24 protein-coding genes are annotated in these 23,794 nt (G+C 58.9%); 12 read left to right on the top strand and 12 right to left on the bottom strand.

Annotated features, from left to right (window positions below):
- Window positions 1–29: 29 nt before the first annotated feature.
- The 3 genes from polA to AC2FJC_RS10630 form a co-directional block, all read right to left on the bottom strand.
- Complete coding sequence (gene polA, locus AC2FJC_RS10640; protein WP_496739479.1) at window positions 30–2,828, bottom strand: DNA polymerase I; 2,799 nt, start codon at window positions 2,826–2,828, stop codon at window positions 30–32.
- Window positions 2,829–2,952: 124 nt separating this feature from the next.
- Window positions 2,953–3,615: a YrbL family protein gene (locus AC2FJC_RS10635; protein ID WP_496739478.1), complete on the bottom strand. Its 663-nt coding sequence runs from the start codon at window positions 3,613–3,615 to the stop codon at window positions 2,953–2,955.
- A gap of 13 nt (window positions 3,616–3,628) precedes the next feature.
- Window positions 3,629–3,805: a zinc-finger domain-containing protein gene (locus tag AC2FJC_RS10630; RefSeq protein ID WP_108859985.1), complete on the bottom strand. Its 177-nt coding sequence runs from the start codon at window positions 3,803–3,805 to the stop codon at window positions 3,629–3,631.
- Window positions 3,806–3,892: 87 nt separating this feature from the next.
- Between AC2FJC_RS10630 and AC2FJC_RS10625 the strand changes: the two genes are divergently transcribed.
- Window positions 3,893–4,885 (top strand): ABC transporter ATP-binding protein, encoded by a 993-nt coding sequence (locus AC2FJC_RS10625; protein WP_496739624.1) that lies wholly within the window; start codon window positions 3,893–3,895, stop codon window positions 4,883–4,885.
- Here the strand turns inward: AC2FJC_RS10625 and AC2FJC_RS10620 are convergent.
- A complete protein-coding gene (locus AC2FJC_RS10620; protein WP_496705513.1) occupies window positions 4,882–5,346 on the bottom strand; it encodes a DUF1203 domain-containing protein in 465 nt (154 codons plus the stop codon). The genes AC2FJC_RS10625 and AC2FJC_RS10620 overlap by 4 nt on opposite strands.
- A gap of 109 nt (window positions 5,347–5,455) precedes the next feature.
- On the opposite strand from AC2FJC_RS10620, the gene AC2FJC_RS10615 reads away from it, so the two are divergent.
- The 3 genes from AC2FJC_RS10615 to AC2FJC_RS10605 all read left to right on the top strand — a co-directional run bounded on the left by AC2FJC_RS10615 (window position 5,456) and on the right by AC2FJC_RS10605 (window position 9,925).
- Window positions 5,456–8,374, top strand: a complete 2,919-nt coding sequence (locus AC2FJC_RS10615) for an error-prone DNA polymerase (RefSeq protein WP_496739477.1) — start codon at window positions 5,456–5,458, stop codon at window positions 8,372–8,374.
- 50 nt (window positions 8,375–8,424) lie between these two features.
- Complete coding sequence (locus tag AC2FJC_RS10610; protein WP_496726457.1) at window positions 8,425–8,838, top strand: group III truncated hemoglobin; 414 nt, start codon at window positions 8,425–8,427, stop codon at window positions 8,836–8,838.
- A gap of 148 nt (window positions 8,839–8,986) precedes the next feature.
- Window positions 8,987–9,925 (top strand): DMT family transporter, encoded by a 939-nt coding sequence (locus AC2FJC_RS10605; protein WP_496739476.1) that lies wholly within the window; start codon window positions 8,987–8,989, stop codon window positions 9,923–9,925.
- A 54-nt stretch (window positions 9,926–9,979) separates the two neighbouring features.
- Here AC2FJC_RS10605 and AC2FJC_RS10600 read toward each other — a convergent pair whose 3' ends face one another.
- Complete coding sequence (locus AC2FJC_RS10600) at window positions 9,980–11,092, bottom strand: S-(hydroxymethyl)glutathione dehydrogenase/class III alcohol dehydrogenase (protein ID WP_496739475.1); 1,113 nt, start codon at window positions 11,090–11,092, stop codon at window positions 9,980–9,982.
- A 130-nt stretch (window positions 11,093–11,222) separates the two neighbouring features.
- On the opposite strand from AC2FJC_RS10600, the gene AC2FJC_RS10595 reads away from it, so the two are divergent.
- Complete coding sequence (locus AC2FJC_RS10595; RefSeq protein ID WP_496739474.1) at window positions 11,223–11,507, top strand: I78 family peptidase inhibitor; 285 nt, start codon at window positions 11,223–11,225, stop codon at window positions 11,505–11,507.
- 61 nt (window positions 11,508–11,568) lie between these two features.
- Window positions 11,569–13,221 carry a DUF6504 family protein gene (locus AC2FJC_RS10590; RefSeq protein ID WP_496739473.1) on the top strand — a complete coding sequence of 551 codons (1,653 nt, stop codon included), beginning with the start codon at window positions 11,569–11,571 and terminating at the stop codon, window positions 13,219–13,221.
- 16 nt (window positions 13,222–13,237) lie between these two features.
- Here AC2FJC_RS10590 and AC2FJC_RS10585 read toward each other — a convergent pair whose 3' ends face one another.
- Window positions 13,238–13,963 (bottom strand): SDR family NAD(P)-dependent oxidoreductase, encoded by a 726-nt coding sequence (locus AC2FJC_RS10585; RefSeq protein WP_496739472.1) that lies wholly within the window; start codon window positions 13,961–13,963, stop codon window positions 13,238–13,240.
- A 228-nt stretch (window positions 13,964–14,191) separates the two neighbouring features.
- On the opposite strand from AC2FJC_RS10585, the gene AC2FJC_RS10580 reads away from it, so the two are divergent.
- The 5 genes from AC2FJC_RS10580 to AC2FJC_RS10560 are packed head-to-tail and all read left to right on the top strand — an operon-like array spanning window position 14,192 to window position 18,398.
- Complete coding sequence (locus tag AC2FJC_RS10580; RefSeq protein ID WP_496739471.1) at window positions 14,192–15,523, top strand: NAD(P)/FAD-dependent oxidoreductase; 1,332 nt, start codon at window positions 14,192–14,194, stop codon at window positions 15,521–15,523.
- Window positions 15,477–16,022: a hypothetical protein gene (locus AC2FJC_RS10575; RefSeq protein WP_496739470.1), complete on the top strand. Its 546-nt coding sequence runs from the start codon at window positions 15,477–15,479 to the stop codon at window positions 16,020–16,022. The genes AC2FJC_RS10580 and AC2FJC_RS10575 overlap by 47 nt, the downstream gene beginning before the upstream one ends.
- Window positions 16,022–17,245, top strand: coding sequence for an MFS transporter (locus AC2FJC_RS10570; RefSeq protein ID WP_496739469.1), 1,224 nt, complete (start codon window positions 16,022–16,024; stop codon window positions 17,243–17,245). Before AC2FJC_RS10575 ends, AC2FJC_RS10570 begins: the two co-directional genes overlap by 1 nt.
- Entirely contained in the window at window positions 17,242–17,859 is a 618-nt protein-coding gene (locus tag AC2FJC_RS10565; RefSeq protein WP_496739468.1) for a DUF3833 domain-containing protein, read from the top strand. The genes AC2FJC_RS10570 and AC2FJC_RS10565 overlap by 4 nt, the downstream gene beginning before the upstream one ends.
- Window positions 17,856–18,398, top strand: a complete 543-nt coding sequence (locus AC2FJC_RS10560) for a DUF3833 family protein (protein ID WP_496739467.1) — start codon at window positions 17,856–17,858, stop codon at window positions 18,396–18,398. Before AC2FJC_RS10565 ends, AC2FJC_RS10560 begins: the two co-directional genes overlap by 4 nt.
- A 64-nt stretch (window positions 18,399–18,462) precedes the next feature.
- Here the strand turns inward: AC2FJC_RS10560 and AC2FJC_RS10555 are convergent, their stop codons facing one another.
- The 6 genes from AC2FJC_RS10555 to AC2FJC_RS10530 form a co-directional block, all read right to left on the bottom strand.
- Complete coding sequence (locus tag AC2FJC_RS10555; protein WP_496726467.1) at window positions 18,463–19,491, bottom strand: porin; 1,029 nt, start codon at window positions 19,489–19,491, stop codon at window positions 18,463–18,465.
- Window positions 19,492–19,870: 379 nt separating this feature from the next.
- A complete protein-coding gene (locus AC2FJC_RS10550) occupies window positions 19,871–21,007 on the bottom strand; it encodes an energy transducer TonB family protein (protein WP_496739466.1) in 1,137 nt (378 codons plus the stop codon).
- On the bottom strand, window positions 21,004–21,381 hold the full coding sequence (locus tag AC2FJC_RS10545; protein ID WP_496739465.1) for an ExbD/TolR family protein: 378 nt from the start codon (window positions 21,379–21,381) through the stop codon (window positions 21,004–21,006). The genes AC2FJC_RS10550 and AC2FJC_RS10545 overlap by 4 nt, the downstream gene beginning before the upstream one ends.
- Complete coding sequence (locus AC2FJC_RS10540) at window positions 21,378–21,704, bottom strand: ExbD/TolR family protein (RefSeq protein ID WP_472722620.1); 327 nt, start codon at window positions 21,702–21,704, stop codon at window positions 21,378–21,380. Before AC2FJC_RS10540 ends, AC2FJC_RS10545 begins: the two co-directional genes overlap by 4 nt.
- Before the next feature lie 31 nt (window positions 21,705–21,735).
- Entirely contained in the window at window positions 21,736–22,401 is a 666-nt protein-coding gene (locus AC2FJC_RS10535) for a MotA/TolQ/ExbB proton channel family protein (protein ID WP_496739464.1), read from the bottom strand.
- The gene (locus AC2FJC_RS10530) at window positions 22,398–22,832 is read right to left on the bottom strand and encodes a hypothetical protein (RefSeq protein WP_496739463.1); all 435 of its coding nucleotides are present in this window, start codon (window positions 22,830–22,832) and stop codon (window positions 22,398–22,400) included. Before AC2FJC_RS10530 ends, AC2FJC_RS10535 begins: the two co-directional genes overlap by 4 nt.
- A 785-nt stretch (window positions 22,833–23,617) precedes the next feature.
- Here AC2FJC_RS10530 and AC2FJC_RS10525 point away from each other — a divergent pair.
- Window positions 23,618–23,794, top strand: a 177-nt coding sequence (locus AC2FJC_RS10525) for a transposase (RefSeq protein WP_496739623.1), incomplete at its 3' end; no start/stop codon positions are given.

Raw genomic sequence — 23,794 nt, 5'->3', positions numbered from 1 at the left:
ATGAGCAGCGCAGCCCGCTTGATGAATTTCTAGTGCGCCTCGGCCCAGTTCGCACCCTGCCCGGCATCCACGCTCAGCTTGACGTCCAGCTTCACAGCTGGATCAGATGCGCCTTCCATCACGTCGCGTGCGGCATCGATCAAAGGGTCCACCGCATCCTCGGCGACTTCGAACAGCAATTCGTCATGCACCTGCAGCAGCATCTTGGCGGGCAGACCACTGATCGCATCTGGCATCCGCACCATCGCGCGCCGGATCACATCCGCCGCCGTTCCCTGAATCGGCGCATTGATCGCCGCCCGGCGCGAGAAGCCCGCATGAGGCCCTTTGGCGTTAATCTCAGGTGTATGAATTTTACGTCCGAACAAAGTCTGCACATAGCCATGCTCTTTGGCAAAGGCGACAGTGTCGTCCATATACTTGCGAATACCCGGGAAGCGTTCGAAATAACGGTCGATGAACCCCTGTGCCTCGGCGCGCGGAATGCGCAGATTGCGCGCCAGCCCAAAGCCTGAGATGCCGTAGATTACACCAAAGTTGATCGCCTTGGCCTGACGGCGGATATCCGGCGTCATCTCGTCCAGTGGCACGTCGAACATCTCGGACGCGGTCATGGCGTGAATGTCCAGCCCGTCCGAAAACGCCTGTTTCAGAGCCGAAATATCGGCGATATGCGCCAGAATGCGCAGCTCGATCTGGCTGTAGTCGAGGCTGACCAGCACATTGCCCGGTTCGGCTATGAACGCCTCGCGAATGCGCCGACCCTCCTCGGTACGCACCGGAATGTTCTGCAGGTTCGGATCGGTCGAGGCCAGACGCCCCGTATTCGCCCCCGTGATGGAATAAGACGTATGCACCCGGCCCGTATCTGGATTGATATGGGTCTGCAGCGCATCGGTGTAGGTCGATTTCAGCTTGGACAGTTGCCGCCAGTCCAGTACTCGGCGTGGCAATTCATGCTCGGTCGCGAGGTCTTCGAGAATGTCAGCCCCGGTCGAGTATTTTCCGGTTTTCCCCTTCTTGCCGCCTTCCAGCCCCATCTTATCGAACAGAATCTCACCAAGCTGGGCAGGAGAGCCAACATTGAAATTCTCGCCCGCCAATTCGTGGATATCAGCCTCTAACTCTGCCATTTTCTGGGCAAATGCGTTGGACATCCGGCTCAACACATCGCGGTCGACCTTGATGCCGTGCATCTCCATCTCGGCCAGAACCGGCACCAGCGGACGTTCGAGCGTTTCATAGACGGTTGTCACCTGCACCTGATGCAGTTGCGGTTTGAACAGCTTCCACAGGCGCAGCGTGATATCGGCATCTTCGGCCGCATAGGCCGTTGCCTCATCGATCGGCACCTTGTCGAAGGTGATCGCTGACTTGCCCGAACCCAGCAACGGTTTGATCGGGATCGGCGTGTGATTCAGATAGCGGTCGGACAAGGTATCCATACCATGCCCATGCTCACCCCCATGCATCGCGTAGGACATCAGCATCGTGTCATCGATGGGCGACACATTCACGCCATAGCGGGCGAAAATCTTGGCGTCGTACTTCATGTTCTGCCCGATCTTCAGGATCGACGGGTCTTCGAACATAGGTTTGAGCAGATTCAGGGCCTCATTGACGGGCATTTGCCCGTCGGCCAGCGCGTCTGAGCCGAACAGATCATCGGTGGCGCTTTCCCGGTGGATCAATGGGATATAACACGCCTCGCCCGGCTCAACCGACAGGGAGATGCCGACAAGATCAGCTATCATTTCATTTAGGCCGGTGGTTTCCGTATCCACGGCGATCCAGCCGCGCTCATACGCCTGATCTATCCATTTCTGCAGCGCACCCGCATCCCGCACACATTCGTATTTCGATGCATCAAAGGGGATGGCTTCGGCTTCGACTACCTCAGCAGCCGGCGCAGGCGCATCGGCAATCGCTGGCGCTTCGGCACCCAGCTTGTCCGCGATCCGCTTGGTGAGCGTGCGAAACTCCATATCTGCCAGAAAACCCAGCAAGGTGTCAGGTTCGGGATCTTTCACCTCAAGATCGTCGAGTGTGAAGTCCAGCGGTGTATTTTCGTCCAACTGCACCAGTTTCTTGGACAACTCGATCTGGTCGCGCTTTTCAATCAGGGTCTGGCGGCGCTTGGGTTGTTTGATCTCTTCAGCGCGGTCCAGCAGCGTTTCCAGATCGCCATATTCGTTGATCAGCAACGCCGCCGTCTTGACCCCAATGCCTGGAGCCCCGGGAACGTTATCGACGCTGTCGCCCGCCAGTGCCTGTACATCAACCACGCGTTCAGGGCCGACACCGAATTTCTCAATCACGCCATCGCGGTCGATGCGCTTGTTCTTCATCGCATCCAGCATTTCGACACCGCCGCCAACCAGCTGCATCAGGTCCTTATCCGAGCTTACGATGGTCACACGCCCGCCCGCCTCACGCGCCTGCACCGCAAGGGTCGCGATGATGTCGTCGGCCTCGTACCCCTCCAACTCTTTACAAGCGATGTTGAAAGCTTTCGTCGCTTCGCGTGTCAGGGGCATCTGCGGGCGCAGGTCCTCGGGCATCGCTTCGCGGTTGGCCTTGTAGAGGTCATACATATCGTTGCGGAACGTGTGCGAACCTTTGTCGAAGATCACCGCCACATGGGTCGGTGCGTCCGGGCCAGCGTTCCCTTCAACATATTTCTGCAACATGTTGCAAAAGCCAGAAACTGCGCCAATCGGCAGTCCGTCCGATTTTCGTGTAAGCGGCGGCAGCGCGTGGTAGGCCCTGAAAATAAAGGCCGATCCGTCAATCAGATGCAGGTGACACCCTTTTCCGAAATTGCTCATGCGCGCGCTCCGTTCTGGTTGGAAACGGTTCTGCCACAGGCCCGCGCGGGTGGCCAGCAAAGAAGGTGGTCAATCCACACAAGAGGCCGGAAAACTGTGCCGGAACGTCAACGCAGGCCGTCAATCACGCGACGCGGAATTCCTGCCCGGTTCTGTCCCAGATCAGTCCCACACGCTCGGCGATGCCATTCATCTGCTTGTGCAGCGACCGGTCGTTCAATTTGCGGCTCAATGTACGCAATGGAATTAGATTGCGCTCTCCGTAACCATCGATCAGCAGAAACATCCGGGTTTGATTGCGCAGCCCGTAGACAATGTTGGTCTCGTGAATATCGCGGGCAACAATCTGAAGCTTAAACAGTTTTTTGGCAAAGCTGTTCAATTCATTCAGAACATCTTCACTCAGCGCTCCATCCTCGCACAGCTTCGCAAGGGGGTGTGCCAGCTGTCCGTCATCGGATTCGATCCGTTCCACAATGATCGCCGGGCCAATGTCGGTTTGCGCTATGCCAAAACATCGCGCCAAGGGCAGGTGCTCGATGTCGGTGCCGCTTTTCAACGCCGCCTTCATCTCACCCTCGATTTCCTTCAGCGCATTGCGAAAAACAGAATCGGGCAGAAGCCGCCGGATCAGCCGTTTTGAAAAAGATCGGTTGGGCCGTTTGCGCGGGCGCGTCACCTTTATCAATAAGTTCGATTGCCCTGGACAGGCATACACATCTCGATGTCCGCCGCTGGCAATCGGGTCCTGATCGGACACCCGCAAAAGCTGCACTGCAAAAAGCATCCGGCCTCCGAATTTATTGCGCGTCGTGCTCCGACAGTACGTATTTGCAATCGCAATACGGGCACTCGACCCAGCCGGTATCTTCGGGGATCTGCAACCAAACGCGCGGATGGCCCAATGCGCCTTCGCCGCCGTCACAGGCGACACGTGCGGTTTCGACGAACTTGGTTTCCGGTGCATCAAGTGTCACGGCTGGCGATCCTTCATTGGTTGTCGGCCTCGCGGGCATGCATTAGGTGCGTTTATGAGCGATGAGCAAACCGGGGGCAAGGGTCTCATGACCGATGCGGCAATCAGGATCGATGGACTGCGCAAGACCTATCGCGGCGGCAAGGGCCAGCCCGAGAAACAGGCACTGAAGGGCATTGACCTGAGCATTCCACGAGGTTCGGTGTTTGGCCTGCTGGGCCCGAACGGGGCCGGTAAATCGACCCTGATCAACATTCTGGCTGGTCTGGTGGTGAAATCGGCCGGGTCAGTGTCGATCTGGGGGTACGATCAGGACCGCAACCCACGCCAGTCCCGTTCCGCGATTGGCGTGATGCCACAAGAGCTGAACCTTGACCCGTTTTTTACCCCCCGCGGCGCGTTGGAGGTGCAGGCCGGTTTGTACGGCGTACCCAAATCCGAGCGCCGTAGCGATGAGATCCTTGAACTGGTCGGCCTCAGCGACAAGGCCGAAGCCTATGCCCGTACCCTGTCGGGTGGCATGCGGCGGCGGTTGCTGCTGGCCAAGGCGCTGGTGCATCACCCCAAGATTCTGGTGCTGGATGAACCGACGGCAGGCGTGGATATCGAACTGCGCCAGATGCTCTGGACAAATGTGCGCAAGCTGAACGAACAGGGCATGACCATCATCCTGACCACCCATTACCTGGAAGAAGCGCAGGAAATGTGTGACGAGATTGCCATCATCAACCACGGTGAAAAAATCGCTCAGGACAGCACCGCCAACCTGCTGGGCCGAATGGATAGCCGCACCATGGTCATCGTTCCTGACAGCCCAGTCGTCGATCTGCCCGCAACCGAAGGGGTCGAAGCCGCCTTGCGCGACGATGGTAACCTTGTTCTGCAATATCGCAGCGCCCAAACCAACGCCGAGCAAGTTCTGGAATCCGTCCGCGCAGCCAATATCCGCATTCGCGACGTCCGCACTGAAGAGGCTGATCTAGAGGATGTGTTCCTCGCCTTGACGTCCAGCCGCACAGGGGACACCCCGGCGGCTGATCCGGATCAGCCGCGCCGGGGGATGCACAGGGTCAAGCTTTAGTCTCGGTCGATTCGGGCCTGATAGCAGTTGTTTCGCGCAGATCGGACGTGGATGTAGTCCACATCTGGTCGGGCAAAGATATCTCTGACTTTTGCACCGATCTGATCCGTGGGCGTGATCGCCCCGGTGCCATAGACGATGCGGTCATCTGTGCCATAGCCCTTAATTAGGTAGTCGGGCGACGAGGTCAGGATCTCGGGCAGGTCTTGCCCCTCGTATCGCTCACAGGGTGCAGCACACAGAAAGATTGGCCCGGTTTCTGCATATGGATGTGTCTCTAAAAAGGGCCTATGGGCCAAGATCAGCATTTCTTCGCCCTCGGGAATGTTCTGCAAACAATGGCGACACGGGTTACCGGCACCCGTTGAAACGGTCCGTTCTGGCGTTGCGCCATAGGAATCCGGGTGACCGGCCTGAAGGGCGCGTACGTCCTCGGTGGGCAATGCGGTGATTTTGAACATTTTGGGTCTCCTTTTTCCCGACACTGCCGATCGGACCAAACCCAATCGACCCGTTTCCTGCGCAAAGGACTCGAAAAAGAACAAAACGTGAATATAATATGGAATCGTCATGTATGCCGAGCTGTCGATCACGTCGAATTTCACCTTCCTCACCGGGGCGTCCCACCCCGAGGAGTATATGGAGCGTGCCGTCACCCTGGGCCTGCCCGCCATCGCCATCGCTGATGACAACTCGGTCGCCGGGATCGTCCGCGCCCATACGCAGGCGCGTGAGATCACCCGCAAGGTGCGCGAACGGCTGGAGTGGGAGGCGCAGAACACCTCCATAGGCCCACCCTGCCCCGATCACATCCCCAAACCGCCCTCGCACCCGATCCACGCGGTACCCCGCCTTATATCGGCGGCACGGCTGATCTTTACCGACGCACCCACGGTTACCGCCCTGCCCCTGAACCGGCAGGGTTGGGCCAACCTGTGCCGCATCCTCTCCAAGGGCCGGCTGCGCGCCGAGAAAGGCGGCTGCATCCTGCACCTGACCGACCTGCTGGAGTTTTCCGACGGTCTCCACCTGCTGCTGTGGCCACAAACGGCCCGATTTCCGGGCGGCGCGGACGGCTGGCGGGCACAAGCGCAACAGCTGACGCGCCGCTTTGCCGGGCGGATGCATCTGTTGATGCACCCCCGGTATGACGGCGCAGATAGCGTATATTTCTCTTTATTAGAGACTGAATCAAAACAGCTCGGCATCCCTGCACTCGCCAGCGCCACACCGATTATGCATCACGGGGGCCGCCGCAAGTTGGGTGATGTGCTGACCGCCATCCGCCTGCGCCGCAAGGTCGATGAGTTGGGCCGCGAGGCGCTGGCCAATGGCGAACAACGCCTGCGGTCCGAGGCCGAGATGCTGCGCATCTTCAAAGGTTATGAGGGGGCCGTTGCCCGCGCGCATGAACTCAGCGAACAGCTCACATTCTCGCTGGACGAGCTGCGTTATGAGTACCCCAGCGAGGGCAGCGAGCAGGAAACCCCGACCCAACGCCTGCATCGTCTGGCGCATGAGGGGTTGCAATGGCGCTATCCGGCAGGCGCGTCCGAGAAGGCGAAAAAGATGCTGGCGCATGAGCTCGCCCTGATCGGCAAGCTGAAATACGAACCCTACTTTCTGACAGTCCGCGATATCGTTCATTTCGCCCGCTCGCGCGACATCCTCTGCCAGGGACGCGGCTCGGCGGCCAATTCGGTGGTCTGCTTCTGCCTCGGCATCACCGAGGTCAGCCCTGAGATGGGCACGATGGTCTTCGAACGCTTTGTCTCCGAGGCGCGGGATGAGCCCCCCGATATCGACGTCGACTTCGAACATGAGCGCCGCGAAGAAGTGATCCAGCACATCTATGACCGCTATGGCCGCCATCGCGCCGGCCTTTGCGCAACGGTCGTGCATTATCGCGGCAAACGCGCCATCCGCGAGGTTGGCCGCGCGATGGGCCTGACCGAAGATACGATCTCAGCGCTCTCATCTCAGCTTTGGGGCTTCTTCTCCGCTGCGGGGCTTGAGGCGGAACGGATGCGCGAGATTGGCCTCGACCCCGAAGATCGCCGTCTAAAACAGACTCTAATGCTGGTATATGAGATCGACGGGTTCCCCCGTCACCTGTCTCAGCATGTCGGCGGCTTCATCATCACCGAGGGGCGTCTGGACGAGCTTGTTCCTATCGAGAACGCCACGATGGAGGACCGCACGGTCATCTGCTGGGACAAGGACGATATCGACACGCTGGGCATCCTCAAGGTCGATGTCCTCAGCCTCGGGATGCTGACCTGCATTCGCAAGGCCTTTGACCTGATCGGTCAGCACCATCAGACCAGCTATACGCTGGCGACCCTGCCGCCCGAGGACCCTGTCGTCTACGACATGCTGTGCAAGGCGGACTCGATTGGCGTGTTTCAGGTGGAATCACGAGCACAGATGAACTTTCTGCCCCGGATGCGGCCCCGCAATTTCTATGATCTGGTGATTGAGGTCGCCATCATCCGCCCCGGCCCCATTCAGGGCGACATGGTCCACCCCTATATCCGCCGCCGGAACGGAGAGGAGGAGGTCAGCTTCCCCTCGGACGAGTTGGGCGAGGTGCTGGGCAAAACGCTGGGCGTGCCGCTGTTTCAGGAACAGGCCATGCAGATCGCCATTGTCGGCGCAGGCTTTACCCCGGAACAGGCCGACCGGCTACGCCGGTCTCTGGCAACCTTCAAGAAGCACGGCAATGTCAGCGAATTCCGCGCGCTTTTCTTGCGCGGGATGAAACGCAACGGGTATGAACAGGACTTCGCCGAACGCTGTTTTTCCCAGATCGAAGGCTTCGGCTCTTACGGTTTCCCAGAAAGCCACGCGGCCAGCTTTGCGCTGCTGGTCTATGCCTCGGCCTGGATCAAATGCCACCATCCGGGGATATTTGCCTGCGCCCTGCTGAATTCGCAGCCAATGGGGTTCTATGCCCCCGCCCAGATCGTCCGTGATGCGCGCGAGCATGGGGTTCAAGTGCGCCCGGTCTGCATCAATGCCAGCTTTTGGGACAATGTGATGGAACCTGACGGTCAGGGAGGGCTGGCGCTGCGGCTGGGCTTCCGCCAGATCAAGGGCCTCAGCGAGGAAGATGCCAGCTGGCTGACAGCCGCGCGCGGCAATGGCTACCATCAGGTCGACGATGTCTGGCGCCGTGCCGGTTTGGGACCATCGGTGATCGAACGGCTGGCCGAGGCGGATGCCTTCGCCGCCTGCGACCTGACACGGCGCGAGGCATTGTGGCAGGCCAAAGCGATCGCCACAGCCAAACCCCTGCCGCTGTTCTCGCAAGATCTGGAGGGGGAGGCGCTGGATGAACCCGAGGCCTATCTGCCGAAAATGACATTGGGCGAGCAGGTGGTCGAGGATTACGTCGCCACCCGCCTCAGCCTCAAGGCGCATCCCGTCGCCCTGCTGCGGCATCTGCTGACGCCCAAGCAGCGTGACAAAACCACGCCTGTCGCATGACTGCAGAACGGGATATTGCCCCGGAACAGAGTCAAAATCGGACCAATCCAATGAGCAGACCCACCCTGCCCCCACGCTTTCCCGCGACGCCAGATCAGATCAACGCGCAGGTCCGCACCTTTTACGCCCGCGTGCGTGAGGACGCGACACTGGGACCGGTCTTCAACAAACATGTCCACGATTGGCCCGCACATGAGGAGAAGATCGCCGCGTTCTGGCGCAACGCGATTTTGTTCGAGCGCAGTTATGACGGCAACCCGCAACGAGTCCATATCGAGCGGCCCGACGTAAAGCCCGAGTTCTTCGCCCATTGGCTGGACCTGTTCGAAGAGGTCGCAACCCAAACGCTGCCCTCTGAAACCGCGACTCCTTGGGTCGCGCTGGCCCGTCGCATCGGGGTGGGAATGAAAGCGGGCGTGCAATCCGCACGCCAACCCAAGGACGCACCACCGATCCTGCGATGATCCCACGTCATGGCGGCCATGCAATGTTAGCGGTAAATTAGGGGCTATGCGCGCCACCAAAATGGGTTTACTCAAAGGCAAGCCACCCGCAACATACGCGGTGTGATGGCACAGTCACAACACCGAGACATCACCCGGGGCCACAAAGATGAGCACTCAGAACTCCACCCTCCGGGGACTCGGCTATGCGTTTTTGGGCTTTGCGGTCTTTGCCAGCCATGACGCGCTGATCAAGGCGCTTGGCGGCGTCTACTCGGTGATGCAGATCATCTTTTTCGCCACGCTATTTTCCTTTGTGCCCATGGCTGTCACGATTCTGACCGACCGAACAACCGGGAACTTCCTGCCCCGCCACCCATGGCTGGTGCTGCTGCGGTCGGGCTTGATGGTCACCGCAATGTCCTGCGCGTTTTACTCCTTTTCCGTATTGCCGCTGGCCGAGGTCTATTCGCTGCTGTTCTCCTTTCCACTGATCGTGACGGTCCTGTCGATCCCCATTCTCGGCGAGGTAGTCCGCGTCCAGCGCTGGGCCGCCGTGGGCGTGGGCTTGATCGGCGTGCTGATTGTCTTACGCCCCGGCGCAACAGATATCACGCTGGGCCATCTGGCCGCCCTGACAGCCGCCTTTTGCAGCGCCTTTGCATCCGTGTTGGTGCGCAAGATCGGGAATGAGGAACGATCGGCCGTGCTGATCCTGTACCCCATGTTGTTGGCCATCGCGGTGATGAGCCTTGCACAACCCGTTGTCTATCAACCGCCATCCTTGCTGCATCTGGCGATGATGGCATTGGTAGGCGTATTCTCGGTCATCGCCCAGCACCTGATCATTCTGGCCTATCGCGCGGCACCCGCCGGAGTTATTGCCCCCAGCCAGTATAGCCAGATCATCTGGGCTACGATCTTTGGCATGGTCTTCTTTGGTGAACGCCCGGATATCTGGGTTGCGGTGGGCGCCAGCATCATCATCGCATCCGGCGTCTATGTGGTCTGGCGCGAAAGCCGGATCAACACCACCTCGGCCAACACCCCGGTTCTGCGCGTGCGATCACCTCGGTCAGATACCGGGGCAACGCGGCCGGGGGAATAAGAAACGGCGCGCTGTTTAGCGCGCCGTAATAGCGTTTTCCGAAGGTTTAGACCCTTAGTAAAGGACCACAGACCGGATGCTTTCGCCTTTGTGCATCAGGTCGAATCCGTGATTGATATCGTCCAGACCCATGGTGTGAGTGATCATCGGGTCGATCTCGATCTTGCCGTCCATGTACCAGTCGACGATCTTGGGCACGTCGGTCCGACCCCGTGCGCCGCCAAAGGCGGTGCCGCGCCACGAACGACCGGTGACCAGCTGGAACGGGCGGGTCGAGATTTCAGCCCCCGCAGGCGCCACACCAATGATGATCGATTCTCCCCAACCCTTATGCGCCGCCTCAAGTGCTGTGCGCATCACACCAACATTGCCGGTGGCATCAAAGGTGTAATCCGCACCACCTTTGGTCAGGTTCACCAGATATGGCACCAGATCGCCTTCAACTTCGGATGGGTTGACGAAATCGGTCATACCGAACCTGGTCGCCATCTCGACCTTTGATGGGTTCAGGTCGACGCCAACGATCTGGTCCGCTCCGGCCAGACGCAAGCCCTGAATGACATTCAGGCCAATGCCGCCCAGACCGAACACGATGGCGCGACTGCCGATCTCAACCTTGGCAGTGTTGATGACGGCACCGATGCCGGTGGTCACGCCACAGCCGATGTAGCAGATCTTGTCGAAAGGCGCGTCCTCACGCACTTTGGCCAGCGCGATCTCGGGCAGAACCGTGTGGTTGGCAAAGGTCGAGCAGCCCATGTAGTGCAGGATCGGGTCACCATCCAAAGTCGTAAACCGCGAGGTTCCGTCGGGCATCAGGCCCCGGCCTTGGGTTTCGCGGATCGCCTGACAGAGGTTGGTCTTGGGATGCAGACAGTATTCGCACTCACGACATTCAGGCGTGTAGAGCGGGATCACGTGATCGCCCGGCTTCAGGCTGGTGACGCCCGGACCGACATCGACAACCACACCCGCGCCCTCGTGGCCCAGAATGGCCGGGAACAGGCCTTCGGGGTCAGCGCCTGACCGGGTGAATTCGTCGGTGTGGCAGAGGCCGGTGGCCTTGATTTCGACCAGAACCTCGCCCGCCTTGGGGCCTTCGAGGTTCACATCCATCACTTCCAATGGTTTGCCCGCCTGAATGGCGACGGCGGCACGGGTGCGCATGATCGTTGTCTCCCTGTCTTATTTGCCCCGACCCTGCGTCAATTGCAGGGTGTTTTCAACTGCGCTTTGTTGGCAGGTTGGCTAATTGTTTGATATTGCAGTAACGACATTGTCAGAAGGAGAAACGCCAATGCACCGAATTATTCCCGCGCTGATCCTGCTGGCAGGCTGTGCCGAGACGACTGCACCTGTGGAAACACCTGCCTCAACGGACGCGCCGGTTGATCTGGCCTTTTGCCTGGGTGGCGATTTTGCCGATTCCATCGGCCAACCGGTTTCGACCATCCAAGCCCAGTTGCCCGAGCGGTCGCGTGTTCTGGGTCCTGATGACATTGCCACACAGGATTATCGCATCGACCGGCTGAATGTTTTCGTGAACGGAGCCGGAATCATTCAACGCCTGACCTGCGGGTAAGCGTGGACTCGAGGCATGATTCTACGATAAGAACAAAATGGGAACATTTTGATGTCTGCCAATGCCAAAACGCCGAATACTCTCACTGTGGTTCCCCCGTCTGGGGGCTGAACGGCTGATCCGTGCCGCGCGGGGGCTGCATGTTGGCCCTTTGGCGGTGGTTGCGGAACAGTCGAACATGCAGGTGATCACCTCATTGAACGCAGAAGCGCAGGCCGCAGGTCTGCGTGCGGGGCAGCCCGTGCGTGATGCCCATGCCATGTGCGCGACCCTGATCACACGACACCGCAACGCCCCCGCCGAGGCCGCGTTTCTGACCGCGCTGCGCCGCTGGGCCGGCAAGTTCAGCCCATGGGTGGCTGAAGAGGTCCCCGATGGCCTGATCGTCGACCTGTCGGGCTGCACGCATCTGTTCGGCGGGGAGGAGGCGCTGCTGAGCGTCATTGAAACCGACTGCGCCGATATGGGGCTGAGCGTTCAGATGGGTATCGCCGACACGCTGGGCGCGGCCTGGGCGCTGGCGCGTTATGCGGGGCAAGAGGCCACGTCTGACCGCAACGGCGACGCCATCAGCCAAGAGGCACGCGCCACCCGCGCGCGCGCAGGGAAACGGCGGCACTGGACCAAGGGTGGGGCCGCGCCGCAGGTGATGGCTCTGGGCGGTGGCGCACGGATCGCAGCACCGGGCCAATCCTATGGCGCGCTCAGCCCCCTGCCGATTGCGGCGCTGCGGCTGGAAGATCAGGTTGTGGCACAACTGAACCGGCTGGGCCTGCGCCGGATCGGCGATCTTTTGGGCCAACCCCGGGCTTCTCTCGCCCGACGGTTCGGGCGCGGGCTGGTGATGAGACTGGACCAAGCGATGGGCAGCGCGCCCGAACCGGTATCCCCCGCGCGTCCGCCGCATCACTTTGCGGTGCGGATGACCCTGCCCAATCCGATCGGCCTGATCGAGGACGTGATGGCCGCCATCGACCGGGTGCTGCCCACGCTGTGCGCGAAGCTCGAAGAGAAGGCGCGTGGCGTCCGCACCCTGCGGCTTGAGGCGCATCGCGCCGATCAGGCGGCTGAGATCATCAAGGTTGGTTTGGCTCGGCCCACTTACGACAAACACCGCATTCGCCCTTTGTTAGAGATGAAAATCGATAAGATCGACGCAGGCTATGGCATCGACATGCTGCGGCTTGAGGCGATCCAGACCGAGCCCATCCACACCCGCACAGTGGCCGGTCACGCCGAGGCGCGCCGCGTGGCTCGCAATCGGCTTGAGGGCAATACAGCCGTGGATGACCTGATCGGCAAACTGGGCGCCCGGGTCGGGTTGGACGTGATCACCCGGCGGCACCCGGCGGCCTCACATATCCCCGAAAAAACCGCGCAGACGTTGGCGGCGGCGTGGTCGGAACCCGCCCGTGACTGGCCTGCCCCGTCGCGCCCACGCCCGTTGCAGATGTGGCAGCCCGAACCGGTGATGGCCGCTGAAGCCCCGGATGTTCCAGCCGCCTTTCGCTGGCGCGGGCGCGACTGGCAGTTGGCACAGGCCACCGGTCCGGAACGGATCGCACCCGAATGGTGGCTGGACGACCCCAACTGGCGCAGCGGCGTGCGGGACTACTGGGTGGTTGTCACCGAACAGGGTGAGCGGCTGTGGCTGTTTTACGGCCATGGCGGCACGATGTCGGCAGGCTGGTTCTGTCACGGGCAGTTTGGTTAGAACTCCTGATTAGAGTCTATTTTCCGCAGTAAATCAGCCAATCCGGCAGGTAATCCAGCAAACGGATCACCCAAGAGAACGGTGCCGGGAAATCGGTGCGGAACCGGCGACGTGACATCGCCCTGACCACCCGGTCCGCCGCGTCCTCGGGAGTCATCAGCATCGGCATCTTGAAAGTGTTCTTTTCGGTCAACCGGGTCTTGATGAAGCCCGGATTGACGATCCGCACGGTTACCCCCGTGCCCGCCAGATCAAATCGCATCGTTTCAGCCAATGAGACCAGCGCCGCCTTGCTGGCCGCGTATCCGACAGCAGCCGGAAGCCCGCGATAGCCAGACAAAGACCCGATCAGGGTAATGTCGCCCTGTCCGGCCCGTAGAAACCCTGGCACCGTCTCACCCAACACACGCAGCGCGCCAAGGTAGTTCACGTCTGTCATGGACAGAACAGCTTCGGTATCCCAATCGGCCGATTTCATAGGCTCGTAGGCACCGGCATTGTAGACCAGCCCATCCACCACGCCGACATCTGCAACGGCCCGGCGCACAGCCGCCAGGTCGGTCACATCAAACGGCACCGCCCGCGCGTTCGGAAGGGTTTTGCAAATCTCGGCCAATCGCGCCGCATTGCGCGCCGAGAGGATCAGTTTTGCCCCCTTTCGGCTTAGCGCCTGGGCCAAAGATCGGCCCAGCCCCTCACTGCCGCCAACGATCCAATAGGTTTTTCCGTCAAAACTGCTCATGCTTGGGCCATCCGGACTGTCGGGTACATATGGCCCGGACATTGGTTTCGTGTTGTTTCAGACATTTTAAGGATTTTACGGATCGGCAACAAAGCTGGATCACGTTAACGCTCAAAAAACCGGGCAAGGCATCACGATGTAACGCACGTTCAAAAAAAGTCCAACGTGATTGATCCGTACCCGCATCTGATGCGTAATCCTTTTAAATTGCCGAACTAAGAGGATCACATGTTCGACGAACCAAGGGGCGCACGCAAGAAAATCGCAATTGTAGGTGCAGGAATATCAGGCCTATCCGCAGCTTACTATCTATCCGAAGACAATGATGTAACGGTCTATGAGGCCGAGCCAAGACTGGGCGGCCATGCCCGAACGGTTATGGCTGGCAAAAATGGTGATCAACCGGTCGACACCGGTTTTATCGTGTTCAACTATGCCACCTACCCGAACCTGACAAAATTGTTCGATGAATTGAACGTCCCCGTAATCAAAAGCGAGATGAGCTTTGGTGCGACGATCGACAATGGTCGCCTCGAATACGGGCTGAACAATCTGCGCACTCTGACCGCGCAAAAGCGTAACCTGATGCGGCCGGCCTATTACAAGATGATCTCTGACATCCTGCGCTTTGGAAAAGAGGCGCCAGAAGCAGCCAAGGACGATGACACCACGATTGGGGAACTGATTGATCAACTGAGACTGGGCCACTGGTTCCGCCACAACTATCTGATGCCTATGTGCGGCGCGATCTGGTCCACCCCCGTGGAATTCATTGACCGCTTTCCCGCACGTTCGCTGGTGCAGTTCTTCCAAAACCATGCCTTGCTGGCCGGTGATCGGTCAAAGCAGCATCAGTGGTGGACGGTCAAAGGTGGCAGCATTGAGTATGTCCGCCGGATCGAGGCTGCATTGCGCGCCCGCGGTTGCGAAATCCGCGTCGCCTCCCCCGTGCAGCATGTTCAGAGGGATGAACTGGGCGTTACCGTACTCAGCGAAGGCCAGGCTGACCTTTATGATGAGATCATCCTTGCCACCCATTCCGACCAGTCGCTGGCCATTCTGGGTGACAGCGCAACAGCCGAGGAAACGGCCGCCCTTAGCGCGATCAAGTACCAACCCAACAAGGCCGTCTTGCATTGCGATCCCGGCCAGATGCCAAAAAGGCGGGCCTGCTGGTCCAGCTGGACCTATCGTTCACAGGCCGGAAATGTCGGCGTTACCTACTGGATGAACCGGTTACAGAACATTCCGGACAGTGATCCGATGTTTGTAACGCTCAATGTTGCGGCGGATATTCCCGCAGACAAAATCTATGACGAAGTCGAATTCGCCCATCCGGTTTTCGATCAAGCCGCACTGAAGGCCCAGAAGCAAATTCGCGACATGCAGGGACAGAACAAAACGTGGTTTGCCGGTGCATATAACCGGCATGGTTTTCACGAAGACGGGATTGCCAGCGCGATGCATGTTGTCGCGCAGTTGAATGGCACCCCGCAAACCATCGGAGCTGAAAATGGCGTTGCCAAAAATGACCCGGTCATCCCTGTCGCGGCCGAATAGCTCGGTCTGGTGCGTTGCTCTGCTGTCGCTGACCTTGCTGGCCCCAGTCGGGCTGGCGGCGTCAACCGTGTCGAACGAATTGCCGAACGCCGAACTGCGCGGGTCCGCCACGTTCCGTTACCTTGGCCTGCCGATCTATGACGCAAAGCTGTTCACGCCAGACGGTGCCCCGTTCAGTTGGAGCGATGATTTCGGATTGCAGCTGACCTACCGCAAAAACCTCAAGCAGAAGGCTCTGGTCGAATCCACGCTGGATGAGATGACACGGCAAGGAAACAGCGGGCTGACACAAGCCCAGCTTGAACAGTGCTTTCAGGCTGTCAGCAAAGGCGACTGCTATCTGGCCATCTCGGAAGGGCCGAACAAGGTTGGTTTCTGGCGGAACGGGCGCAAAACCTGCACCCTGTCCGGGCAAGGCGTCAAAAAGACATTCATGTCGATCTTTCTGGGAGACAATACCAGATCCGCAAGCTTTACGCGGCAATTGAAGGGACAGTGATGCTGTATCCCCGGGTCAGCCTCTATGCACTGATGCTCGCAGCGGCGGGTATTCCCCTCTACATCCACCTGCCGCGTTTTGCTGCGGTTAACCTTGGGATTAGCCTTGGGGTGATTGGAACGGTACTGCTGTTGATCCGGCTTGTGGATCTTGTGCAAGACCCGCTGATAGGCTGGGCGATTGACCGATGGCCGAAGGGTCAGTTGCTGTTCGCCGCCATGGCCGCCGTTGGGCTGGCGGTTGGCTTTCCGCTGCTCTTTGCCTTGCCACAGGGCGCAAGCGTGACATCGCTGATCCTGATCCTGATCCTGCTGTTCTCGGCCTACAGCCTCGGGACCATCCTGCTTTACGGGCGCAGCGCAACCCTGGCCAAAACACCAGACGCAAAAGAGTTAATGACACTGGCAGCCTTCCGTGAAGGTGGACAATTGGCAGGTGTTGTCATTGCTGCCAGCGCACCCGCCCTGTTCGTCGCATTAGGGGCCGGCGCGCAGGGATATCCCGCCTTTGGGCTGTTTCTGGGCGTCCTGTCGATCGTAACCATCGCGCTGACATTTCCAATGTGGCGGCGGACACCGATTACGGGTGCGGGCCTGTCTTTCACCGGATTGGATCAGGCCGGGGCGCTGCGCCTTCTGGCGCTGGCTCTGGTCAACAGCCTGCCGGTCGCCATCACCTCGACCTTGTTTCTGTTTTTCGTCGAGGACCGGTTGCAACTTCCGGGCAAAGCGGGTCCCTTGCTGATCCTGTTCTTCCTCAGCGCCGGCGCCAGCGTGCCGCTTTGGGCCAAACTCAGCAATCGCATTGGTCCGAAACAGACTCTGATCATCGCAATGCCGCTGTCCATAGCCGGCTTTATTGGGGCTGCGATGTTGCCAGCGGGTGAGCTTTTGGGTTTTGCTCTGATTTGCCTTGCCTCTGGCGCGGCGCTCGGGGCTGACATGGTGGTCCTGCCTGCCATGTTCTCGGTCGTTTTGACCCGCGCCGGCCTGAACGCCTCAGCCGCGTTCGGTATCTGGTCCTTTGCTGGCAAACTGGGCCTTGCGCTGGCCGCCTTCTTTACATTGCCCCTGCTGGAACGCAGCGGCTTTTCACCTGGCCAATCGAATTCCGCCCAAGCCCTGGACACACTCAATCTGGCTTATGCGGTACTACCCTGCATCCTGAAACTTGGCGCGTTTGGCATGGTCCTGACGTTGCCTACGGAGGTCTCAGCCAAATGAAAACGCTTGTTGTTTTACTGTTCGCCGCTCTCGCTTTGTTTATCGCCAAGAACCGTTTCCTGAGCTTCCGGTCGCAAACACCGGCCGACTACACCGGCACTGGGCCTGCATTCAAAATGAAAGAGGTTCTGAACGGAGAGATCCTGTCCGAAGGGCTGATCTATGGTCCGAACGGCAAGATGTCGAACAGCTTTGTCGCCCGTATGGTTGGGAACTGGGATGGCAACACCGGCACGTTGTCCGAGCATTTCACCTATTCCAACGGCAAACAGATGACACGTAAATGGTATCTGACGCTGGGCACCGGCAATACGTTCATCGCCACGGCGGATGACATCGTCGGTGAAGGTCATGGAACAATTTCAGGATCAACTGTCAAACTTACCTACCGCATTATTCTTCCCGAGGATGCCGGTGGGCACACTTTGGACGTCACCGACTGGATGTACCTGACCGAAAACGGTGTAATCATGAACCGGTCCGAGATGCGCAAGTTCGGCATCAAGGTCGCAGAGCTGATTGCCACGATGCGCCCCGCGCCCGAGGTTAAATCCGCACATGTCCCCAGTTCAAACGGCTATGCTGCGGACGCAGAACAAAGGCCGCTGCAATGATCTCGCGTCGGGTCCTTGTTGCGGGTCTGGCGATCGCCGGGTTGGCTGTTCTGACTGCCTGTTCAGCTAAACCGCGCATTCCCAAGACCTTTCTGTCAGACCGGCAGCTGAACCTTGAAGAGTTTTTTGAAGGTAAAACCGTCGCTTATGGTCAGTTTCAGGATGTTCTGGGCAACGTACCGCGCCGATTTACGGTGGATATCGACGGAACGTGGGATGGTGAAACCCTGACCCTGGTTGAGGATTTCGTCTATGATGACAGCGCCACCGAACAGCGTGTCTGGACGCTAACCAAGACGGGCGAGGACACCTGGACCGGCACGGCCCCCGGCGTTCTTGGAACCGCCAGCGGTGTCGAGCGCGGCGATACGTTCAACTGGACATACAAGATCGACCTGCCAATCAAAGAAGGCACCATGCGGGTCAACTTTGACGACTGGATTTGGCTGCTGGACGATGACCATCTGCTGAACCGAGCCTATGTCTCGCGTTATGGCGTCCGGCTGGGCGAGGTCATTCTGTTCTTTGAGAAGAAATAAGCTAGCAGCAAAAGAAAAGGGCAGGTCCGAAGACCTGCCCTTAAACTTTGTGGTTTAGCTCAACTTAGAAGTTGAACTGCGCACCGAAGTCAGCGCGGATGCGCCCGTCCTCGTCACCCGTTTTGATTTCGCCGATACCACCACGCAGCGATGCACCGCCGCCCAGGTCGTAGATGGCGCCAATACCGATATTGCGGGTATCGTTGTCAGCGGAACCGTCACCGTAAGCAAACTGCAGGGTGGTTGCAGCGCCGAGGTCGTATGCCAGCGACAGACCGTATGCGGTGCCGTTCTCGGCGTCATCAACAACGTCATCGTCAGCTACGAACAGTGTACCCGAGAAGTCACCGAATTCTGCGCCCAGGGTCAGAACGGTCAGCGACTGCTTTTCGCTGCTGCTGTTCACGTTCGCCTTGGTCTGACCATAAGCCAGAGCGGCAGTAATGTTGTTGAATGTGTAGGTTGCGCTGATGTCCCAACGGTCTGCGTCTTGCGGAACACCGTCCAGAGCAACAGTTGCCTGGTCATATGACGCGCCAAATGCGAAATCGCCAATTGCGTACTGGAAGAACACGGCATTCGCGCCCGAACCGGTCGAGGTGTACTCCAGGAAGCTGTAGTCAACGCCCGAATACTGACCTAGGAACTCTTCCAGGCCCGGTTCATTACCGAAGTAGTTTGCCAGGTTGTCGAAAGAACCCGCAACGTTGCCGGCGTCAACACGCAGACCACCGTAGATGACAGAGAAGCGTGCGCCGTTCAGGCCTGCGCTGTTCTGTTCGCCGTTGCCGGAATCGTCATCAGCCTGCAGACGAACACGTGCCTGGAACTCAACGCCGCCATCGGTTTCTGCGGTGCCGTCGATGTTCAGACGGAAGCGCGAGACCAGGATGGTGTTGTCGGTGTCGACGGTCGCGGTGCCGGCGCTGGTAACTGCGCCGGTTGCCGGATCAACGGTGAAGTTGTCAACAGTACCGGTACGGTCTTCCTGATATCCAATACCAAAACGGCCGTAGCCGCTGAATTTAACATCCGCGGCAGCAACGCTTGCGGTTGCGATCAACGCGGTCGATGCAATGAGGAGATTTTTCATGGTAAACCCATAAGATTTGAGAGGAGTGTAGCCGCCAAAGCGACCGTTGGCCTATTCGAACAATTTCCGAGCACACGCAACGATTTCGCAGCATTTCTCGTGGCGCACACTGGGCACTTGTTGCATCTTTGCAAATGCAGAAAATGCCGACAGTCCAATTTCCCGAGCATTTACGTGTGTTTTCGTATTCAGTCGTATTTTATTACAAAGATTTGATCACAGAAATGCGGCGATACCTCTTTAAATGGCAAAAATCGTTCAGGTTTGCAAATGAGACTTCCAGAGTTGTTAACCGGCATGTCCGGAAATGGTGGATTCGGGCGAAATCCCGCCCAAAACTGGCCCTGGTTTGGACGGATGGAGCGCTTAAACCCGCCAATCAATTGCTGGTGTAGAAGAAGGACAACTTGCGGCTGACCCCACCTGGCGGCAGCGGAAAGGGCGAGGCCGCCTGCACTTGCGCCCTTGCGGCCCGGTCAACATCGGACGACCCTGAACTGTCGATGACATCGACCCAGGCCAGCGTGCCATCGGGATTGATTTCGAAAAACACCTTGGCAAATCCCCGGGCAGCAACAAATACCGGGGGCGCGCGGTTCAGGTGGACCAAGACTTCACCCGCATAATTGGTGGTGTCCGAATTGCCGGGGCCACGCCCGCCCGAACGGCTGCCACTGCTGCCCGACGTGAAGGCATCCAGACCTTCGCGCCTGTAGGCGTAAAGGGGCGATTCAACCACCTCTGACGGGAACTGCAACTCGCTGAAGTCGCGCGCGCCGTTCAGTGTGCCCCGCCTTTCGGGCGCTGGTTGCCGGTCGGGGCGCTGCGGCCGGATCGAAGACGTCACGGCCAGTTCTGTCACGTCCTCCGTCGCATCCTGGTCGGTCGGTTCAACCGGGTCATCCGGCTCAATCGCCTCAGACTCCAACGGGACAACGGGAATCGCGGCCTCGGGCGACGGGGTGACCGGCAGCGCCGCCAGCTCTTGCGGTTGGGGTGATACGGGCTGGACTTCGGTCGCGACCTCTGGCTCGACGACCTCTGCCTCGGGAATTCCTTCGGGCACCTCGGTTGCTGTTTCCGCCTCGACCGGCGGTGTTTCATTGAAATTTTCGCTGGCGGCGGCATCGCCTTCGGATGTGTTTTCGGTCTCTGCCACATCAGGCTCAACCGGTTCCGTGGCAGTCGGCTGAACCACTTCTGCTTCGCCGATATCGGGCGCGTAAACCTCCTGCGGGTTTTCCGACGCGACAAGCGCCTCACTGACCGGGATTTCCGGTTCCTCAGGCGGTGTTTCAACCGGAGGCTCTGGTGCCTCGGCCGGTTCGGGTTCAACCGGCTCGGCGGCAACCTCGGCAAGATCCTCGAACGTCGTGCTTAGCTCAATTGATTCAGGCGCTTGGCCGCCTGGCGCGTCTTCTGCAAGCCGCTGCCCGGTCACGCTTAACCCCATCAGGTGCAAAAACAGCGACACCAGAATGGCCACCACCGCAATCATAACCGACCGGCGGATCATTCCAGCGCCTTCTCGGTCACAACAAAGACGGATGACGCGCCCAGACGGCGTAAAGCACCGGTCACCTCGATCAGACGCGGGCCCGGTGCGTTTCGGTCGGGCACGATGCGCACGGCTTCGCCCCCTTGGCCACGCATATGCGTTTCGGGATCTGTTGGCGTTCCACGATAGCTCAGCGTGCCGTCGGCGTGCAGGATCAGCGCATCAGGTGGCTCGCGCCCTTCAAGGTCTGCGGTGTTCACCAGCTCAAGATCCGGATCCAACGGCGGGGCCAGCGTGCCGGTGAGCAGGAAAAAGATTAGCATCAGGAAAACGACGTTGATTAGGGCAATCGTCGAGTCACGTCTGCGTTTGGGGCGCCTGTACTTGATCATTCCAGCACCAGAACGCTTAACCCGTCACGCCCGCGCAGCCGGACCAATACGTCGATGACACGCTGCGCCGTTGTATCCGGGTCCAAACTGACCAGAACCTGCCCGGCCTCCAATTGCGTTTCCAGATCATTGAGAGAGACCGTTTGCCCGTTCAGCACCAGCCGTTCCGCCCCCAACTGCAGGAACAACCGCTCGGTCGGTGTCGCCGAAGTCGTACTGCCGCCCACTGCATTGCTCAGCTCGATCTCGCCATATTTGGCAAAGGTCGAGGTCAACATGAAGAACAGCAACAGCAGGAAAATCACGTCGATGAGCGGAGTCATCGACATGGGACGCCGTACGAAGGGTGCGGTGTTACGCATGTCCGGGGGCGGTCGCCACAGCCCGCACATCGTCGGCCTGCGGAACGGCCTGCCCCGGCACCAGAATTGTGCGCAGCGCCTTGTCCGCAAAGACCCGTTCGCGCGCCGTGCGACTTTCGAACCAGGACAACAGCATCGAGGTCGGCATCGCCACGGCAAGCCCCACAGCCGTTGTCAGCAGGGCGACCCAGATACCACCGGCAAGCAATGATGGATCGACCGACGACCCGGCGGATTGCAGGCTGCGAAACGCCTCAATCATCCCTAGGACGGTGCCAAACAGACCCAGCAGCGGCGCAAGCTGCGCTACGGTGTCCATCAATCGGAAGCCGCGCTCAAGCCCCGCAAGCGCCAGACCGGCCTCGGCATCCAGCCTTTGGTCCAGACCCGGCGTATCTGAGGCCTGCATCGCGGCCCGTACCAGGGGGGCAAGATAACTGCGGCTTCTGTCCAGGCGGGCGTGGGCGGTTTGCGGATCGCCTGCATCCCAGGCCGCCAGCGCCTCGGACAACACTCGGTGACGCCCGACGCCGGATGCGGCAAACTGCCAGAGCTTATAAAGCGTGACCGCAACGGTCACCACCGACATCGCAATCAGGATCGCAACAACAGGCCCGCCCAGATCAAGGATTTCGCGCAGCGCATCAAAGGGGCTCATCCAATCAACTCCACATCTATTCGGCTTTGCAGTTTCAGACTGTCTTCACATATCGAACTCTCCTCCCCGGCCACCTTGCAGGTGTTTGTGCCGTTGATCAGGGCCTTTCCAATCGAACTGCAGCCCCTGTCGCGCAAGACGAACTGGCGCACACGCAGGCGATCTTCCGGTAGGTCACGGAAATTGAAGAGCGTCAGGCTGACCACGCTGCCGGAAGCATCAAAGATCACCGTTTCAAAGCTGGCTTCGTCAATGGCTGTCCCGGTTTGGTTTTCCACCACAAACGTCAGTCGACATGCGTTTTCGACATCCTGAACCGAATTCAGCTCGATTTGCAGGCCGCCCGAAGCAGTTGCTTCGGTCTGTGCCATAGCGGTTGCAGGCAATGTGCATGCGCAAAATGCAGCAAGTGCCGGACGGAGAAAGAACATTGGCGCGCTCCCGATTGTTCAAGGCAGACATCAAGGGCCGGCGACGCTCCGCTGGCGTTCAGCTACACATAGTCAATGCAAGGGGTTGGCGAAAGGGGGACCTTTGGGTTTGTGAATAGGGATCACGCCAGCGTTCATCTGCGGTTGCAAGCACAGAGGTGATCAGCCACTCAGGGGTGTTTGATTTCATACCGTGTTCAGCTGAAATCACGATACTTTGGCTTTCAAAAATCTGTGCCTAAACAGGCCGGTCTTCCTGGTTCGTCGGGTAGATCGAACTGCCGGCCTTTCTGAATTCCTACTCATGCATCTTTCCGCCAGTTTCACAAAAACTGACCTGACTGGGAATATGAGAAGTTCGCCAAGCAATCCACGGTCAACGAGGCTGGGGAGATACTCGATCGAAACACAGCCTGAAACATTCGATGGCTCCGATATTGGCCCTGTATATATTTGCTGTACTGTCACAGGAGGTCAATTGACCTTCAGGGCGCCAAATTTTGTGTCAGTAACGCATAAGAGTTCAATTTTTGTAGCCAATCTAAGTAAAGCAAAATTAACCATTTGATAATATATAGAAAATCCCCGAACCATCAGTTATTCAACCATATGCGTGCAGGCGAAACTCGTAACCTTGCAGAAACACATGCGGGCCGACAAAAAAACACCCGCTGAAAGCAGGTTTCGCAGCATAACTTCTGGAAGTGCTTAGGTTCTGGACCCATTAATTTTGTTGCTGCTGTCTCTGTTGCATGCTTCAAGCCACTGAGTTTCAGAGGTGTATCATGAGCAATCTATTCTGGCTGACTGACGAACAGATGGAGCGCCTTCAGCCCTACTTTCCGAAGAGCCACGGCAAGCCGAGGGTTGACGACCGGCGTGTTGTAAGTGGGATTATTTTCATCAATCGCAATGGGTTGCGGTGGTCTGATGCGCCTCGTGAATATGGGCCGCCAAAGACG

It is taken from the genome of Ruegeria sp. CDSB117, from assembly GCF_059611005.1.
Note: the sequence above shows the minus strand (reverse complement) of the source record. Positions and strands in the feature narration are given on the sequence as shown.